This window comes from Rhizobium ruizarguesonis, from assembly GCF_012349115.1.
Classification (GTDB): domain Bacteria; phylum Pseudomonadota; class Alphaproteobacteria; order Rhizobiales; family Rhizobiaceae; genus Rhizobium; species Rhizobium ruizarguesonis.
In genome coordinates this window covers 17,180-33,877 of the sequence record NZ_PQIG01000067.1, presented here as the reverse complement: position 1 = coordinate 33,877, position 16,698 = coordinate 17,180, and the positions used below count along the sequence as shown (strand labels likewise).

Annotated in this window: 15 protein-coding genes; 12 read left to right on the top strand and 3 right to left on the bottom strand. The window is 58.2% G+C overall.

Annotation, left to right across the window (positions count from 1 at the left end; all coding sequences use genetic code 11):
- Nucleotides 1-67: 67 nt before the first annotated feature.
- Nucleotides 68-1,603: a sensor histidine kinase gene (locus C3Y91_RS09365; protein WP_168575269.1), complete on the bottom strand. Its 1,536-nt coding sequence runs from the start codon at nt 1,601-1,603 to the stop codon at nt 68-70.
- A 361-nt stretch (nt 1,604-1,964) separates the two neighbouring features.
- Between C3Y91_RS09365 and C3Y91_RS09360 the strand changes: the two genes are divergently transcribed.
- The 3 genes from C3Y91_RS09360 (at nt 1,965) to C3Y91_RS09350 (ending at nt 5,061) form a co-directional block, all read left to right on the top strand.
- The gene (locus C3Y91_RS09360) at nt 1,965-3,779 is read left to right on the top strand and encodes a putative bifunctional diguanylate cyclase/phosphodiesterase (protein ID WP_168575268.1); all 1,815 of its coding nucleotides are present in this window, start codon (nt 1,965-1,967) and stop codon (nt 3,777-3,779) included.
- 84 nt (nt 3,780-3,863) lie between these two features.
- Entirely contained in the window at nt 3,864-4,823 is a 960-nt protein-coding gene (locus C3Y91_RS09355) for an HD-GYP domain-containing protein (protein ID WP_029767995.1), read from the top strand.
- Nucleotides 4,824-4,887: 64 nt separating this feature from the next.
- Nucleotides 4,888-5,061 carry a hypothetical protein gene (locus C3Y91_RS09350; protein ID WP_245483719.1) on the top strand — a complete coding sequence of 58 codons (174 nt, stop codon included), beginning with the start codon at nt 4,888-4,890 and terminating at the stop codon, nt 5,059-5,061.
- Between the two features lie 43 nt (nt 5,062-5,104).
- On the opposite strand, the gene C3Y91_RS09345 is transcribed toward C3Y91_RS09350, so the two are convergent.
- A complete protein-coding gene (locus tag C3Y91_RS09345) occupies nt 5,105-5,971 on the bottom strand; it encodes a helix-turn-helix domain-containing protein (RefSeq protein WP_130663192.1) in 867 nt (288 codons plus the stop codon).
- 99 nt (nt 5,972-6,070) lie between these two features.
- Here C3Y91_RS09345 and C3Y91_RS09340 point away from each other — a divergent pair, with 99 nt between their 5' ends.
- From C3Y91_RS09340 to C3Y91_RS09300, 9 genes are all read left to right on the top strand, one after another.
- Nucleotides 6,071-7,387, top strand: a complete 1,317-nt coding sequence (locus C3Y91_RS09340; RefSeq protein ID WP_130665654.1) for an alpha-glucosidase/alpha-galactosidase — start codon at nt 6,071-6,073, stop codon at nt 7,385-7,387.
- Between the two features lie 193 nt (nt 7,388-7,580).
- Nucleotides 7,581-8,375, top strand: a complete 795-nt coding sequence (locus C3Y91_RS09335; RefSeq protein WP_024321466.1) for a DeoR/GlpR family DNA-binding transcription regulator — start codon at nt 7,581-7,583, stop codon at nt 8,373-8,375.
- Entirely contained in the window at nt 8,372-9,331 is a 960-nt protein-coding gene (locus C3Y91_RS09330) for a BadF/BadG/BcrA/BcrD ATPase family protein (RefSeq protein WP_168575267.1), read from the top strand. The genes C3Y91_RS09335 and C3Y91_RS09330 overlap by 4 nt, the downstream gene beginning before the upstream one ends.
- Before the next feature lie 31 nt (nt 9,332-9,362).
- Nucleotides 9,363-10,619 carry an ABC transporter substrate-binding protein gene (locus C3Y91_RS09325; protein ID WP_130676365.1) on the top strand — a complete coding sequence of 419 codons (1,257 nt, stop codon included), beginning with the start codon at nt 9,363-9,365 and terminating at the stop codon, nt 10,617-10,619.
- Nucleotides 10,616-11,533 (top strand): carbohydrate ABC transporter permease, encoded by a 918-nt coding sequence (locus tag C3Y91_RS09320; protein WP_018493585.1) that lies wholly within the window; start codon nt 10,616-10,618, stop codon nt 11,531-11,533. The genes C3Y91_RS09325 and C3Y91_RS09320 overlap by 4 nt, the downstream gene beginning before the upstream one ends.
- Nucleotides 11,534-11,556: 23 nt before the next feature.
- The gene (locus C3Y91_RS09315) at nt 11,557-12,390 is read left to right on the top strand and encodes a carbohydrate ABC transporter permease (protein ID WP_024321462.1); all 834 of its coding nucleotides are present in this window, start codon (nt 11,557-11,559) and stop codon (nt 12,388-12,390) included.
- Nucleotides 12,391-12,401: 11 nt separating this feature from the next.
- Nucleotides 12,402-13,355, top strand: coding sequence for an SIS domain-containing protein (locus C3Y91_RS09310; protein ID WP_027688017.1), 954 nt, complete (start codon nt 12,402-12,404; stop codon nt 13,353-13,355).
- The gene (locus C3Y91_RS09305; RefSeq protein WP_130687355.1) at nt 13,352-14,650 is read left to right on the top strand and encodes a D-tagatose-bisphosphate aldolase, class II, non-catalytic subunit; all 1,299 of its coding nucleotides are present in this window, start codon (nt 13,352-13,354) and stop codon (nt 14,648-14,650) included. Before C3Y91_RS09310 ends, C3Y91_RS09305 begins: the two co-directional genes overlap by 4 nt.
- A gap of 67 nt (nt 14,651-14,717) precedes the next feature.
- Complete coding sequence (locus C3Y91_RS09300; protein WP_130663187.1) at nt 14,718-15,788, top strand: ABC transporter ATP-binding protein; 1,071 nt, start codon at nt 14,718-14,720, stop codon at nt 15,786-15,788.
- A 58-nt stretch (nt 15,789-15,846) separates the two neighbouring features.
- On the opposite strand, the gene C3Y91_RS09295 is transcribed toward C3Y91_RS09300, so the two are convergent.
- The gene (locus tag C3Y91_RS09295; RefSeq protein ID WP_130663186.1) at nt 15,847-16,527 is read right to left on the bottom strand and encodes a redoxin domain-containing protein; all 681 of its coding nucleotides are present in this window, start codon (nt 16,525-16,527) and stop codon (nt 15,847-15,849) included.
- Nucleotides 16,528-16,698 lie beyond the last annotated feature (171 nt).

The window sequence follows — 16,698 nt, the reverse complement described above, 5'->3', positions numbered from 1 at the left end:
CCCCGATGCAGCGGAGATAACCGAAGGCTTGCTTTGGGCAGCAAGGTGGCTTCGAATGAGCTCTCGCTCAATCGGTCAGCTTGAGTGTTGCCATAAACTGGGTCCCTTCCAGGCGATTGTATCTCGCCTCGCCATGCAGTTGATTGACGAAGGCTTTAATCAGCCGCGTCCCCATCCCGGCGCTGTCCGATCGGCCATCGAATCCAATCCCGTCGTCAGCGACGGTAAGTTGGGATCCCTCTCCTTCGGTCACGCGCAGCATGACGCGAATGTTTCCGGATGCCCGCCCGTCGAACGCGTATTTCATGCTGTTGGCAATCAACTCGTTGAGCAGGAGGGCAAACGGCGTTGCCTTGTCGGCTGCGATCACGATGTCGTCGATTTCAAAGTCAACGGAAACGGCGCGACCATGGACGTCGACGAGCGTCCTGACGAATGATGGAATGAATTCTCGAGCAGATATTCCGCTAAACTGGTCGAAGCCGTACATCTGCTCGTGAACTGCGGACATCGCAGAGATCCGCTCATTTAATTTTTGAACGGCCTCCGGTTCAAAACCCTGCAAGCGCAGCAGGGCCATCACCGTCTGCAGGTTGTTCTTCACGCGATGGTGTATCTCGCGCATGAGCGTTTCATTCGATCGCAACGCATCCGCAAGCTGCCTTGTGTGCAATGTGTCCACCTTGATGAGGTTCTGAATCCACAATGCAGCTGCCAATGCGCCGACAAGGGCGAAAGCGACCAGCAAAGCCGCGATTTTGGCATCCTCCCAAAAGGGCTGCATGATCACATGGATATCTGCCGAAGCAATGGCCACAAAAGGGGTGCGTTCGAGGATTCGGTATCCGACCAGGCGGTCTTCATTGTCGACTGGTGACACGGAGCGATATGTGCCTGATGTCGCCTTCCTCATGTAGTCGGTAAACAGCTTGTGGTTTCGCATATCGACTGGTCCGGCGGGTTCCGGGTATCGGGCGATAAGTTGCCCGTCGCGTCTTATGAGGCTGACAATCGAGTTCTCGCCGATCGCGACTGCGTCCCATATTGGCCTTAGGATGCTCGCGTCGAAGGCAATCACGGCGACGCCGGCGAACACCCCATTTCGTTCGAGCCTGCGGCTGAAGACGAATATCTGCCGCTGGGAAAGGCGGCTGATGATCAGCGGGGACGTATATTCGTCCGCACCGTTTCTCAGCCGAACGAAGTAGTCGCGGTCTGTAACGTTGATCGGCCGGATATTGCGGTCATTTGAATAGAGCGTTTCTCCATCGGCCCCGATGATATAGGCAGTCGCCTGAGGAGGAAGGTCATAGACGGCCGCGTCGAGATCGCGCACGCGGTCCGGGCCGGGCAAAGATGTACTCGGCCCTAGAGCATCATCAATTCGATGCAGGGTCTCCCGAGCAAGGGAATTCAACCAATTCGCGTTTGCTGCAACGATTTTGGAAGCGGCGCTGACACGCTCATCGCCCCGGCGAACAGCTGTCTCGTAACTGGATATGAGCCAGAGCGACAAGAGGGTGGTCAGTGACAGAAACATCAGCGCGATGATCGCGAGCGATGCTTTTCCCACGGAGCCAACGTATTTATCGCCACCGATCATCTTTTAGGCCAATTTCCATTATGCGGCGATAGCCAAAACATTGCAACGCATTCCGAACCATATCCGATAAGCTGATTTCTGACTCTCGAAAATTATGCAGTGCTCACTGACTCGGCGCCTCAAGGGCACGACTGAGGATTGTATTTCATAATCGTCTTTAGAGAATGACCGTGACATCGGTCAATCTTACTCCGTTCGAGAAGGAGGTCAGAATGGTGGCGAACACCTTTCGCACGCGAAGCTCGACACGACAGGTCCTGAACTGATCATTCGGCGTCTATTCGATCAAAATCTAATCAACGGCGTAACCTGATTTGAAAGTCGGTTTGGTACGGAGGGTCTCCTTCCGGGAAGTGACGTCATGATCCTTGAGTTGCAGAATGCCATTCTGGAAATGATTGCCAAAGGGGAACCGCTGGCAACAACGATAGAGCAACTTTGCCTCAAGGTTGAGGCCGCCGTTCCTGGGATCATCGCTTCGGTGCTGACGTTCGACGGGAGCCGTCTTCACACACTCGCTGGCCCCTCCCTTCCGCCTCACTATTCAGCGGCCGTCGACAGTCTTGAAGCCGGTCCTCTTGCGGGCTCCTGTGGCGCTGCTGCCTATTTCGGAGAAGCGGTCGTTGTCAGCGATATCGAGACTGATCCGCGTTGGCAGGATTTCAAGTCCCTGGTCCTTCCGCTGGGGTTGAAGGCTTGCTGGTCCAGCCCGATCAAGCGTGGCGAGCGGGTGATTGGTAGCTTCGCCTTCTACTATCGAGACCACCGCGGTCCAAAGGCCCTCGAACGGGACCTCGTCGACGCTTGTGTCCATCTCTGCACAATCGCCATCGATCGCGAAGAACGGGTGATGGAACGTCAGCGGCTGACATACAGCGACGCTTTAACAGGGCTGTCGAATCGCGCTCGTTTCAACCAGCTTCTCGCCGAAGAGCTGCCTCGATCCCGGCGCGCCTGGGGCATCTTGCTGGTGGACATCGACAACTTGAAACTCGTGAACGACACGTTCGGGCACGCAGCCGGCGACGCATTGATTCAAGTGGTTGCAGACCGGGTCGCCACGACAGCAGGCTCCCAAAACACGTTTAGGCTCGGTGGAGATGAGTTCGCTGTCATTGTGTCGGACGACAAAGACCTTGATCTGAATGCGAGGGCAACAGACATCTTCAAAGCGTTGTCCTCTCCTTCGACGTGCGACGGTCATGTCGTCTTTCCCGCCGCGACGATTGGCGGTGCGTTGGCAGAGACGGAAACAAACCCTGACCAGATCCGCCAGAACGCCGATGTGGCGCTCTATCATGCGAAAGAACACAACCGTGGTCGGTACGTGCAACACTATCCCGGCCTGGGCACTGCCCTGACCCGACGCTTCAGGGCGGTTCGCGATGTGGGTGTCGCCCTGGAAGACGATCGGATCGACGCGCATTACCAGCCGATCTTGCGCCTCGATACGCGGGAAATCGTCGGTTTCGAAGCCTTGTGTCGAATGACCACGCCTTCCGGCGAAATCATAGCCGCAGCGCATTTCCATGAGGCGACGAAAGACGCCCATATTGCTGCTGAGCTCACTCAACGCATGTTGGTCAGGGTTGCAGGGGACATCCGGAGCTGGCTCGCCCGGGGCCTTCCTCTCCAACATGTCGGCATCAATCTGTCCGCCGCAGATTTTCGCGGCGGTAATCTGCAAGACAGGCTGTGCCGTATTTTCGGGGAAGCAGAGGTTCCTCTCGAGCACATCATCCTCGAGGTGACGGAATCGGTTTATCTCGGGCAACGGGACTATGTCGTAGCGGACGAGATAAAGGCTCTTCGGTCCAAGGGCTTGCGGGTTGCCCTCGACGACTTCGGCACGGGCTACGCGTCTTTGACCCACCTGCTGACGGTGCCGGTCGACATCATCAAGATCGACAAGTCCTTCATCGACCGCATGGTGCCGGGCGACGCAGGGACTTTCATCGTCGAGGGCCTGATCGGAATAGCTCACAAGCTGGGAATCCGGGTCGTCGCAGAAGGGATTGAAACAGAACCCCAAGCTGTTCAATTGAGCCAGCTCGGCTGCAAGCTCGGACAGGGCTATCTGTTTTCGAAAGCAGTCGATCGAACGGTTGCCGCGGCTATTTTAGAGCAGCATGGACAACGGCTCAACCAAGACAAGACCCGTGCCGGAGCCCTATAGCCAGAGCGAGGTTTTCGCGCTCGGGCCAGCCCCGGATACCTGAGACTACGCTTGAGTACCAAGATCATTTTGAACGGATCAGAGATGCGAAAACGGATACATGTCAGCCAATTGCGGGTCGGAATGTATGTCGAGGACGTCGAAATCGAGGGGGAAGACAGGACACGTCGGTTCAAGCCGTTCCTGATCTCGGCCGCCGGTCAGGTCGATAGTTTGATGGCAAGCCGTCTGATGACGGTCGTGATCGACGTCGGAAAAGGCGCGGATGTCGATCCGGGCGGGCCGCAGGACATCGACCGGACTGCGTTTGACGCCCAGCTTCGTGCCGTGTTTTCGGCAAAGGATATCAAGCAAGCGAGGGAATGCGTCGAGGATACAAGACCGCAGATCCGTCAAATGCTTGCCCACGCCAGGATCAAAGCCTCTTTTGCCAGTGATGCGGCAAGCGCAGCTGTGGAGCGGATCATGTCGGCAGCCTTCGACAACGCCGGTGCGCTGATCGCAGTCGCAAAGCTGAAGGAAAAAGATGAGCTGACGTTCCTCCACTCACTGGCGGTAAGCGCGTTGATGATCACCCTAGGGCGCAGCCTCGGTCATGGAGAAGAGGATGTGCGGGTATTGGGACTGGGTGGACTGGTTCACGATCTTGGAAAAATGGCGCTTCCGGACGAAATTTTGGCGAAACCCGGTAAGCTGACGGCCGAGGAAATGGATCTTGTGCGCGGGCATCCTCAGCGGGGATATGAGCTGATTTCTCATGTCGCGCATGTCCCAAAGCAGGTGCTCGACATTTGTCGCTATCACCACGAAAAGTTCGATGGCTCGGGCTATCCTGGCCGGCTCGCCGGAAAGAAGATCCCTTACGTCGCCCGGCTTGCGGCGATTTGCGACGTTTACGAAGCGCTGACCACGATCAGGCCGTATAAGCGCGCCTTCTCGCAAGCAGAGGCGATCAACATGATGATGAATTCGCCGGGCCATTTCGATAGCCAGCTTCTTTCCGCATTCGTGTCAAAAATGGTGATCAGCGGCACGCTCCACTAATGCCGTACGGCGGTCGCACTGGGTGACCATGGTCAGAAGTGATATTCTGCTGGCAGGAGCGATCTTGCTTTCCGCGATCATCGTTGGTGGCGCGATCCTCATCCGTCCCTCCGATTTTGATCGATGCCTGGCGGTTATTTCCGCCGAGATCTATCGCCGGGACCAAACGGCGACGCTGGATCCGCGCGAGGTCGAAGCGCAAGCCGCACGCATCTGCTCAGGTGGTGAGCCGAAATAGGGGAGCACCCAGAGCCATCACGACCTCATCGGTTTGAGTCCCATCAAGGTGCCGGAGTGTTCTTGGAGTTCACCGCTTCTCGGAAATGACGGGGTGTCGTACCCGTTCGCTCCTTGAAAATTTCGTAGAAGCGACTGCTGGAACCGAACCCGCAGTCAAAACCGATCTGGAGGACCGGAACGTCCGTGTCTGTCAGAAGCTGCATCGCCCGGGCAATCCGATGTCGGGTCAGATATTCGTTGACCGATATTCCCAAAACCTCCCGGAAAGCGCTGTTGGCGGTGCTTGGATGCATTCCCGCAAGCTTTGCGAGATCGGGTACGCTTGTCGGATCTGCGTAGCGGGAATTGATGAGATCGATCAGCAGCTCGACGCGTCGCACCGCGTGGCCGGCCAACGATGTCGGAGAGACATACGTTGGCGAATTGTCGCTTTCAGCATTGTCCAGGATCAGACGTCGTATTCGCAGTCGTACTTCCTCCACGACCAGTTTCCGTCTTGCCGCACTGCCGCTCTGCCATTCCTTTTCCCAACGTGGGAGTGTCAACGCATCCATTGTTTCCGGATTTGCTTGCGCCAGAAACCTCCCCTGCATGATCGACTGCCTGGCCTTTCTGTCCACCGGCAGACCAAGGAAATCGATAAGGGGAAGATAGAGGCATACGAGCGGCGCGTTTTCGGCAACAGCGATCGTCTGATGCGGAATTGCGGCCCAGAATAAAACCAGGCGGCCGGCCTCCACCTGTTCCTGCCTTCCATTAAAAAGGTAGGTCATCCGGCCTTCCATGAGCAGGTTTAATTCAACGTGGTCGTGCCAATGCGGTGCGGCCATCGCATCAGCGATGTGACGCTCGATCAGGAACTCCCCTCGGGATCCAATCCATTCGCCGCGGCTTTGGGTATGTTTCATTTGCAGAAGACTCGAATCCCGGAATTAATGGCCCGATGCCAGGAAGAAATTCTGATCTAGAAGGAGCAACAAGCAATCACAACCGATGGGGAGATTGCAATGCCGAAGATTTGCCTGGTAGGCGCTGGTAGCACCGTTTTTGCCCAGAACATTCTGGGAGATGTACTGTCCTCGCAGAGAGGCGGCGACTACGTCATCAGCCTCTTCGATATCGATCCAGAGCGACTGAAGACGTCAGAGATCGTCGCTCGCCGGATCTGCGAGTCGCTTAAGCTTTCAAGCGTCAGGATCGACGCCACCCTCGACCGGCGGGAAGCGCTGCGCGGGTCTGATTTCGTCATCCTCATGATGCAGGTCGGCGGCTACAAGCCGGCGACCGTCACGGATTTCGACATTCCAAAAAAATATGACTTGCGTCAGACGATCGCCGACACTCTTGGCATCGGCGGCATTTTCCGCGGTTTGCGGACGATACCAGTCCTTGAGGCGATCTGCCGAGACATGCAGGAGGTTTGCCCGCGGGCTCTTCTGATGCAGTACGTCAACCCGATGGCCATCAACTGCTGGGCAATCAAGGATCTGGCCCCGGAAATCCGCACCGTCGGCTTGTGTCATAGTGTGCAGCACACAGCCGCGCATCTCGCGCAATGCCTCGGCGAGGACATTGCCGACGTGAATTACGTTTCGGCTGGGATCAATCACATCGCCTTCTTCCTGAAATATGAGAAAGTTCACAGCGACGGACGACGGGAAGACCTTTATCCGAGACTGAACGCTCTCGCCGCCGATGGCCGCGTTCCGCCGGACGATCGGGTGCGGTTCGATGTGCTCAAACGGCTCGGCCACTTCGTCACCGAATCCAGCGAGCATTTCTCCGAATATACCTCCTGGTACATCAAGGAAGGACGAGGGGATCTGATCGATCAGCTCAATATCCCGCTGGACGAATACATCCGGCGCTGCGAAGTGCAGATCAAAGAGTGGCATGCCCTGCGCAAGGAACTGGAAGGCGACAAGCCGATCGGGGTGTGCCGCAGCAACGAATATGCCGCCGGTATCATTCATGCCGCGGTCACTGGCAACCCGGCGCTGATATACGGCAATGTCCCAAACAACGGCCTGATCGAGAATCTACCCGATGAATGCATCGTGGAAGTGCCTTGCCATGTCGATAGAAACGGAATTCAGCCGGTCCGGGTCGGTCGGATCCCTTCTCAGCTTTCCGCCGTCATGAACTTGAGCGTTTCCGTGCAGCAGTTGACGGTCGAGGCGGCTCTTACAAGAAACCGCGAGCGCATCTACCAAGCCGCTCTGCTCGATCCGCATACGTCTGCAGAATTGTCTCCAGACCAAATCTGGAACCTTGTCGACGACCTGATCGATGCGCACGGCGATTTGCTGCCGAAATATCAGTGAGATCCCGCGGATAAGCCAGCCACAAGCGCATGGCAGTTCATTCGTTTCAGGCGCGCCGTGAATTCACGGCGCGTCTTTTTTTCATTCCAGTCATTATCCAATAAATCAAAAAACGTCATAAAATTGATTGACATTGATCATTTGAAATGGAAATGTGATCGAAATTGGGATTGGTCGTGAGGGAGATTTTCGTTTGAGCCAGGCAGTTGGAGTGAAGGTCGATCGGCTGGATGCCATTCGCAGCCACCTCTACGCGAACGGCTTTTCGACCATCCAGGCTCTTGCCGATGCGATCGGAGCATCGCTTGCCACGGTTCGTAGAGACCTGCAGATCCTTGAGCAGGAGGGAGCCATTGATCGCGTGCATGGCGGAGCGCGCATTGCCGAAGGATCATCGGTTGAGGTTGCATTTCAGGAGCGGGAAAAGCGCCATCTATCGGCCAAGCGGGCGATTGCCACCGCGGCCTACGATCTGCTTCATCCGCGCACGGCAATCTTTCTCGACGCAGGAACGACCGTCCTGCAGCTTGCGCGCCTCGTTCGCATCAACCCCATGCCGCTCAGGATATTCACCAACGGCCTGACGGTAGCGCAGGAATTCCTGAATATTCCGAATTTGGAGGTGGTGCTTCTCGGTGGTCAGTTGCGTAGCGAGAATGCGTCGCTTGTCGGACCTCAGGCAGAGGCAATGCTGGAAACATTATGGTTCGACCAGCTCTTTCTTGGCGCCAGCGCCATTAGTGCCGATGGTGCGATCTACAGCGTGGACAGTGCGGAAGCGAGCCTCAACCGGCGCATGCTGGCTCGGTCGGCCAATCGTTTCGTCCTAGCCGATTCCTCGAAATTCGGAACCACGGCGACCTACAAGGTCGCGCCGCTGGACAACGCGAAAGTCATTACCGATTCCGGGCTTTCGCGCCATTGGCGCGACGAGCTTGTCAACTTCGGCGTCGACGCAACGATCGCGGATCTGAGGGCGAAAGAGTGAGCGACGCGCTGATCCTCGGCATCGACGGTGGCGGAAGCAAGGTGCTGGTTGCCCTCGCGGACAAGCGTGGCCGGATATTGCGGCGTTCCCGCGGCCATGGCGTCAATCCCATGGACAATCCGAATTGGCTCCAGGAGCTGGAGCAGCATCTCCTTCCCTTTCGCGATGAAGGAAATCTGGCGGCCGTCGCCGCAGCGCTGCCCGCCTACGGCGAGGTTGAGCGCCTGTCGGTTCTACAACGGGATGCGATCGAGCGCACGTTCCCAAACGTCCACCGGCGTGTCCTCAACGATGTCGACGCCGCCCACCTTGGTGCTTTTGCGGGCGAGCCGGGTATCCTCATACTTTCCGGCACGGGTTCAATGGCATGGGCGCGTAATTCCAAAGGCCAGTCGGCGCGCACCGGCGGCTGGGGAGATCTCATCGGTGACGAGGGCAGCAGCCATTGGATCGGGCAGAAGGCGCTCAATCTCGTCAGCCAAAGCTTGGACGGGCGTGCTCCGGCAACGGCTCTCGCAAAGGCCTTGTTTGTCCACCTTTGCATTGACCCGAGCAATCCTATGAATGGGCTCGGCGATTGGGCTAGCTCCCTGGCGGAACCACGGGCAGGCATTGCAGCAATTTCAGCCCTCGTCGATCAGATCGCACTTGGTGGCGACAAAGGGGCGATCGGGTTGATCGAGCAGGCTGCCGATGAACTGGCGAAGCATCATGAGGCAATTGCCGGCCACTGCGATCCGGGTGCCGACTGGACCTATGCTGGCGGCACTTTTTCGAGCCGGCTGCTTTTGGAGGCGCTTGAACGCCGAATTGGCAGGCCTCCGGCTTTGCCGAAACTTCCCCCGATTGGCGGCGCGCTCCTGGCTGCCGCCCAGCTTCTCGACTGGCCATTGGACGATGGCTGGTTCGGGCAAATCGTGGCCACGGCCGAAGGCGGTGACCGCGCATCCCAGTGAATTGAGCTCAAGAATAATGAAGGATGGGAACATGCATAAATTGATCTTGCCTCTACTTGCATCAGCGGCCTTGGCAATCGCCGCACCCGCTCTTGGCCAGGACGCCAAGCCGCTTGCCGGTCAGTCGATCACGGTGCTCATGCCATCGCCGCAGGGACCGAACATCGCCTCTGACTTCGAGGCCGAAACCGGCATTCACGTCGACCTGCAGACCCTGTCTTGGGACGACATCCGCCCGAAGCTGGTGACAGCCTTGGTTGCCGGGACAGCGCCAGCTGACGTGACCGAGTTCGATTGGTCCTGGACCGGTCAGTTCAGCGCGGCCGGCTGGTATATGCCGCTTGACGACGTCATCGACGCCGACACGGTGAAAGATATCGGCGTTGCCAAGATCTTCACGGTCGACGGCAAGTTATTGGGAATTCCCTACACCAACGACTTCCGGGTGATGCTCGTCAACAAGAAGCATTTCGCGGATGCAGGCATCACCGAGATGCCGAAAACATTGGACGGCCTGGTCGCTGCCGCCAAGAAAATCAAGGAAAAGGGCATTGTCGAGTATCCGATCGGCCTGCCGGTTTCGGCAACCGAAGGCGCGTCAACGAGCTGGTATTTGCTGACCAAGGCGTTTGGTGGCGAACTCTTCGACAAGGACTTCAATCCGCTGTTCACCTCGCCGGATTCGGCTGGTTACAAGGCGCTTGCTTTCGAGCTGATGCTCCTCAAGGAAGGGCTGGTCGATCCGGCGTCTACCGGCCTGAAAGACAGCCAGATCAATGAGAGCATGTTCGGGCAGGGCATCACCAGCATCATGATCTCCGGAGAGCCCGGTCGTCTCGGCCAGATGAACGACCCCAAGCAGTCGAAAGTCGCCGGCCAGGTAGAAGCGATCCTTGTGCCGACGGCGAGCGGTGAAACGCGCAGCTTCGGCCTTCCGGAAGCGCTGGCTATTCCAAATGTCTCTCCCAACAAGGAGGCGGCGATCGCTTTCGTCAAATGGTTCACCAGCAAGGACTTCCAGAAGAAGAATGCCGTGAACGGCTTCCTGCCGACACGCACGTCGGCGCTTTCCGAACTCAACGAGTCCGGAAAGCTGAACAGCGGCGACGCTCTGGTGGCGCAGTCCAAAACCGTTGAGCCGCTGTTCCCGCAAGGCACGCCGCCTTGGTATCCGCAATTTTCCAGCGGCGTAAACACAGCAATCAATAGCGCTGCCAAGGGACAGATGAGCGTCGACCAGGCGATGGAGGCTATCGCTGCCGCCGCCAAGCAGGCAATGGCGCAATGACTGCTTTGGTGTCCGAAGGGGCCAGGAGCAAGCGTGGGGTCGGCTTCAACGCCGACGCTACGCTCGGCTTGCTGTTGGTGTCGCCCATCGTTATCACGATGGCAGCTTTGGTCTTCTACCCGATGGGAAGAACCGTCTGGGACAGCCTGCACAGGGTCAACCCCATGCAGGCCGGCACTCCATTCGTCGGTCTGGAGAACTACAGCCGAATGCTATCGGATGGCCAGCTCGCGACGACCTGGAGCAACACGCTCATGTATGTTGTTCTGGCCGTCGTCGCCGAAACCGTGTTCGGCGTTCTTGCCGCCGCTCTCATCAATCAGATCAAGGTCGGGCGGCAGTGGGTCCTCGCAGCAGTGATCTTGCCCTGGGCGCTGCCCGGCGTTGTGAACTCGGTCATTTGGCTTTGGATTTATCAACCTGGCGCGGGTCTGTTGAACGGCATTCTTTCGGCGCTCGGGCTGCCCTTCGAAAATCACGTCTGGTTCAACGATCGCACCAGCGCCATCGTCGCCGTAACAATTGTCCACGTCTGGCGCATGATGCCTTTGACGATCGTCATCGTCCTTGCGGCGATGCAGAGTATCCCTGCCCATCTCTATGAGGCTGCGCGGATCGATGGAGCCACGCGCGTTCAGATGTTCACATTGGTAACCCTTCCGCTGGTTCGCAGTGCGATCGCTGTCGCCATGACCAACGCAACCGTGAATGCTTTCAATCTTTTCGACGAGGCCTGGGTTCTGGCGGGTGCCAGCCTCGAGACCCGACCGGTGCTCGTCCAGATCTACCTCGAAACTTTCCAGAATCTCCGCTTCTCGTATGGCATGGCGCTGTCGGTCGTGATCACTCTCGTGTCTTTGCTGATTTCGCTGGTCTACGTCCTTCGTGTCTACCGCAACACACGGTTCGACTGATGAAATCCACTATTGCCTATCGAATGATGATTTGGGCCGGTGTCGTCGTCCTGTTGATCTGGTCTTTAGGGCCGATCTACTGGACCATCGCGAGTTCGGTTACTCCAAGCGACGACTTCTCGACCCGACCGATCAACTTCTTCCCGCAGCACTTTACGCTGGACCACTACTCGCGGCTGCTTGGCATCAATATTGCGCGGATCGGAGGTGTGGAGGTGTTCAAACAGTTCCGGGCCGCGTTGCTCAACAGCGTGGTGACCTCAATCGCTGCCACGCTGCTTTGCGTCGCGATATCCTCTCTTGGAGCTTACGCGTTCACCAGGCTTCAGTTTCCTGGCCGGAAAGTGCTTTTTATCGCCGTCGTCGCGACACTGGCTATTCCCGCTTACGCAGTTTTGATCCCGCTCTATCAGATCATGATCAAGCTGCATCTCGTCGATACCTATGTGGGCGTCTCGCTGATCTATGTCTCGGCCTTCCTGCCCCTGTCGCTATGGCTGCTGCGGAGCGTGTTCGAAGCTCTTCCGATCGCACTGGAAGAGGCGGCGCAACTCGACGGAGCCGGCCGGCTCTACATCTTCTTCAATATCGTCCTGCCGCTGGCCGGACCGGGTCTGACGGCAGCGGCGATCCTCACCTTCCTTGGCGCCTGGGGACAGTATCTCGTGCCGCTCATTTTTTCGCCGCAGGCGACGAAGCCCCTAACGGTTCTGATCCCGGAATTCGTAACGAAGAACTTCATCGACTACGGGCTCATCACCGCGAGCGGCTCGATCGCCATCGTCATCCCCGCTCTCGTCGTCATTTTCCTCAACCGTTACCTCGTCAGCGGCCTGTTGGCTGGTTCAGTCAAATAATCGGAGACTTCATGAACACGACCGAAAAAGTCATTTTCGAGCAATTTCCCTACTGGGAGAAGGCGATCGGCTCGAATTCAGCTATCGATAGCGCGGAGCTGCTCGTCTTCGTCGGCTGCGGCACCTCCTTCAATCTGGCGCTTGCGCTAGCATCCTATTCGAATATGGCCGGTCGCAAGGCAATCGCGGTTCCCGGTGCCGAATGGCAAAACCGGCCGTCGGCCTTCTGGCCGGAGTGGCGTAACACGCACGTCGTCGCGCTTTCCCGCAGCGGCGAGACGACGGAGACAGTTGCCGCGGCAAAGGCAAGCCGGGCCGCCGGCGCTTTCGTGACGGCGATAACCGTCGAACCGGAAAGCTCTCTCGCGAAAAATTGCGATCGGATGATCGCTGCCGAAACCCATCCGGACGAAGGTATCGTCATGACGGTATCGGCGAGCCTCATGGTCCTTCTCGGTTTGCAGATGATCGGGCAGAAGGTTCCTGCCTCGGTCGTGAATTCGGCCCGCAAGCTCGCGAGCGCTCTTGATGCCGCGCTTCCTGGAATTATCGCGGACCGGTCGCACTTCGTCTTCCTCGGTGGCGGGCCGCTCTTCGGCGTTGCCCTGGAGGGAGCGCTGAAGCTCATGGAAATGAGCCAGATCATGACCCAGGCCTTCCACCCGCTGGAATACCGGCATGGGCCGATCAGCCTCGTTGACGGGAAGACGGTTGCGGTCATGCTGTACAGCTCCGACCAGAGGGAAGCGGAGACGAAACTGGTGGGAGAACTGAGAGAAAAAGGCGCGGTCGTCATCGGTGTAGGTGGTCCAGGCGATCTCGAACTCGCCGTCGATGTCGATCTGTCGCTTGCGGGTCTCGTTGTCCTTCCGGCGCTGCAGGTCCTCGGCGAACGGGCCGCGCAGGCTCGGCAAATCGATACGGTCTCTCCCCGTCACCTGACGAAGGTTGTGACGCTCGCATGACGAGGATCGAAGAGAACCGGCAGATCGCGCTGCGAAAGCTTTTCGGTGCCCGAAACCTGCCTTTTCCCCATGGCGTCACTTCGGTCTGCTCGGCTCATCCGCTGGTCATTGAGGCAGCCCTTCTGCGTGCCGGCATGGAGCACCGGGCGGTTTTCATCGAAGCCACCTGCAATCAGGTCAATCAGGAGGGCGGCTATACCGCGATGACGCCGGTCGACTTTCGCCGGTTTATCGAGGACGTCGCCGCAGCGACTGGTTTTCCAGCCGAACGCATCATCCTGGGAGGCGATCACCTCGGCCCCAACCCATGGAGGACGTTGGCGGCCGAGGAGGCAATGCTGCGCGCCATGGCTATGGTGACGGCCTATGTCGAGGCAGGGTTCGAAAAGATTCACCTGGACACGTCGATGGGCTGTGCCGGTGAACCAATGGCGCTCGATGACGAATTGACCGCGTCGCGGGCCGCTCGATTGGCAAAGGCCGCGGAAGAGGCCGCTCTTCGTTCAGGCCGTCGTCCGCCGGTCTATATCATCGGAACCGAGGTGCCGCCTCCGGGTGGCGCAACGCACGCACTCGAAGAAATCGAAATCACCCGGGCCGATGCGGCGATGAAAACCCTGGCGGTTCACCGGGCGTCGTTTGCCAAAGCAGGTTTGGCGTCGGCGATGGAGCGGGTCATTGGAATCGTGGTTCAGCCGGGTGTGGAATTTGGCAACACGGACGTGGCGCTTTACAAGCCTGAACGGGCCAAGAGCCTTATTCGTTCGCTGGACGACATGCCGGGTTTGGTTTTCGAAGCACATTCTACCGACTACCAACCGGCCGAAGCCTTGTCTGCTCTCGTTGACGACGGCTTTGCAATCCTCAAGGTCGGACCAGGACTGACTTTCGCGCTGCGCGAAGCGCTGTACGGTCTCGATGCGATCGCTGATGTGCTTGCAGGCAGGACACCGCGAACCGGACTGGTGACGACCATGGAAAAGATCATGGTCGAGCAACCGGCAAGCTGGGCGGCCCACTATGGCGGCAGTCCGGATGAGGAGCGACTGCAACGGCATTTCAGCTATAGTGATCGAATTCGCTATTACTGGCCGGATCCTCGCGCATCCGCCGCGGTCGGCGAATTGTTCCGCCGGCTTCCCGATGAAATTCCCGAAACTCTGATCAGCCAATATCTCGGCCGACTCTATTCTGACGTGGTGTCAAAGCGGGTCGCTCCGAAGGCCCGCGAGCTCTGCCTTGCTGCGATCGACACGGCATTGGCACCTTATTCAGGCGCCACGGCAAACCGATGAGCAATCGACAGCCGTGTCAGACGAGCGGCTGCATCCCGAAGATATCAACATTCAGCCGGAGAAAGTTATGGCGTCAGTAAGTGTGGCGAATGCCCGCAAGAGCTACGGTCACTTCGAGGTTCTGCATGGGGTGGATATTGATATCCAAGACGGCGAATTCGTGATCCTGGTCGGTCCGTCCGGCTGCGGGAAGTCGACATTGTTGCGGATGATCGCCGGCCTCGAAGAGATTTCAGCTGGCCGGATATCGATCGGCAGCAAGGTCGTGAACAATGTCGCGCCAAAAGAACGCGATATCGCGATGGTTTTCCAGTCCTATGCGCTCTACCCCCATCTGACCGTCGAGGCGAATATGGGTTTTTCGCTGAAGCTGGCGAAAGCACCCAAAGCACAGACCAAGCAGCGTGTTCGAGAGGCCGCTGAAATTCTGGGGCTCGAGCATCTGCTCGACAGATATCCGAGAAATCTGTCCGGTGGCCAACGGCAACGCGTGGCGATGGGCCGTGCCATCGTCAGAAATCCGCAGGTCTTCCTGTTTGACGAACCATTGTCGAACCTGGACGCGAAGCTGCGTGTCCAGATGCGTTCGGAAATCAAGCAACTGCATCAGCGACTGAAGACAACGACCATTTACGTCACCCACGATCAGATCGAGGCCATGACGATGGCCGATCGGATTGTTGTGATGCGGGATGGCTTCGTCGAGCAGATAGGCTCGCCGCTCGATCTCTACGACCGGCCGGCAAACCTTTTCGTGGCGGGCTTCATCGGTTCGCCGGCGATGAACCTTATTCGAGGGCAGGTCAGCACGTCGGGACCGCTGGAGTTGATCACGGACGGCGGAGATAGATTACCGCTGCCCGAAGTAGCGTCATTGGACCGCGGCGCACGGCTCATTTACGGCATTCGCCCTGAGCATCTTACAATCGGACAAGGACCTGTTGCCGCTGAGGTCGTCCTCGTCGAGCCTACTGGTGCCGAGATCCAGGTAACCACGAAGTTCGGCGCCGATCAGCTCGTTGCGACGGTAAGAGAGCGCCTTGATCTCCGCACCGGCGACCAGATCGTCATTGCCCCAGACCTTAGCAAACTGCATCTGTTCGACGCGAAAACCGAAAAGCGGTTGAGGTCCGTCTAACCTGATGATTTTCCGGACTGACGAGTTCGCCAACGCTGGCGGACGGGTTCGCTGCAGGTCAGCGTCCAAGGCTGCCAGCAGCGGCGATGATCTCCGCCGCGGTCGGGAAGATGGAGAGGCTGTTCGGTCCGTCGAGCGCCTCGATTTGTGCCCAGCCGATGGTGCCGTTCGCATTGACCAGGAAGTGCCCGACGAGCTGGGTAGCGTGGTTCGCGAAGATCGCATTATCGGCTTCGTCAAGCTCGAAGCCGTCCTTGGCGTTGAGGACCGTGTTGGCTTCCATGGGGTGCAGCGGTTCCGGCAGCTCGCCAGTGGGGTTGATACGTGCCGCCTGAAACTGCGCCATCGTTGCACCATAGGGCCATTCGGGCTGCTCGCAGCTCCCTTCGGGCAGGAACTCGCCATGCGGCACACCGTAAGCCTGATGCGTGCGGCAGTCCGGGTCACACAGAAGCGTTATCGGCGTCGGCCGGTGGCGGAAATACAGGCGCGCACGTTCCACCGGCGTGTTGATAACAGCCACGGTCTCCACCCCGGCGGCACGCAGGGTCGGCTGTACGCTGGCAAGCTGTTCTAACTGGCGCCGGCAGAACGGACAGTGCAGCCCGCGAAAGAACCCGATCACGAACGGGCGACCGCTCAAGTCGGCGAAAGAGACCGTTCCCTCGAAGTTGGCCGTGGGTAGTGCGAATGCGGGGGCGGTTTCTCCTGGTTGCAGCGGGCGTTTCTGGTCTCCCATGGAATAATTCCTTTGTCGTATCGTCTAGGGGGACGACCGAAATTTAACTATAACACTTGTCGCAAGAAGGCCCAGCGTTGGATGTTGAGATCGCCGAACGTGGTTCGGCATGCCACTTGCCGCTCTGACCGGCGTCGAAGTGACCCTTTCATTGAACCGCCTGACGTCGTC

Coding starts and splice junctions, on each gene's coding strand:
- C3Y91_RS09365 (WP_168575269.1), bottom strand. CDS start 1,603: ATGATCGGTGGCGATAAATACGTTGGCTCCGTGGGAAAAGCATCGCTC.
- C3Y91_RS09360 (WP_168575268.1), top strand. CDS start 1,965: ATGATCCTTGAGTTGCAGAATGCCATTCTGGAAATGATTGCCAAAGGG.
- C3Y91_RS09355 (WP_029767995.1), top strand. CDS start 3,864: ATGCGAAAACGGATACATGTCAGCCAATTGCGGGTCGGAATGTATGTC.
- C3Y91_RS09345 (WP_130663192.1), bottom strand. CDS start 5,971: ATGAAACATACCCAAAGCCGCGGCGAATGGATTGGATCCCGAGGGGAG.
- C3Y91_RS09340 (WP_130665654.1), top strand. CDS start 6,071: ATGCCGAAGATTTGCCTGGTAGGCGCTGGTAGCACCGTTTTTGCCCAG.
- C3Y91_RS09325 (WP_130676365.1), top strand. CDS start 9,363: ATGCATAAATTGATCTTGCCTCTACTTGCATCAGCGGCCTTGGCAATC.
- C3Y91_RS09320 (WP_018493585.1), top strand. CDS start 10,616: ATGACTGCTTTGGTGTCCGAAGGGGCCAGGAGCAAGCGTGGGGTCGGC.
- C3Y91_RS09315 (WP_024321462.1), top strand. CDS start 11,557: ATGATGATTTGGGCCGGTGTCGTCGTCCTGTTGATCTGGTCTTTAGGG.
- C3Y91_RS09310 (WP_027688017.1), top strand. CDS start 12,402: ATGAACACGACCGAAAAAGTCATTTTCGAGCAATTTCCCTACTGGGAG.
- C3Y91_RS09305 (WP_130687355.1), top strand. CDS start 13,352: ATGACGAGGATCGAAGAGAACCGGCAGATCGCGCTGCGAAAGCTTTTC.
- C3Y91_RS09300 (WP_130663187.1), top strand. CDS start 14,718: ATGGCGTCAGTAAGTGTGGCGAATGCCCGCAAGAGCTACGGTCACTTC.
- C3Y91_RS09295 (WP_130663186.1), bottom strand. CDS start 16,527: ATGGGAGACCAGAAACGCCCGCTGCAACCAGGAGAAACCGCCCCCGCA.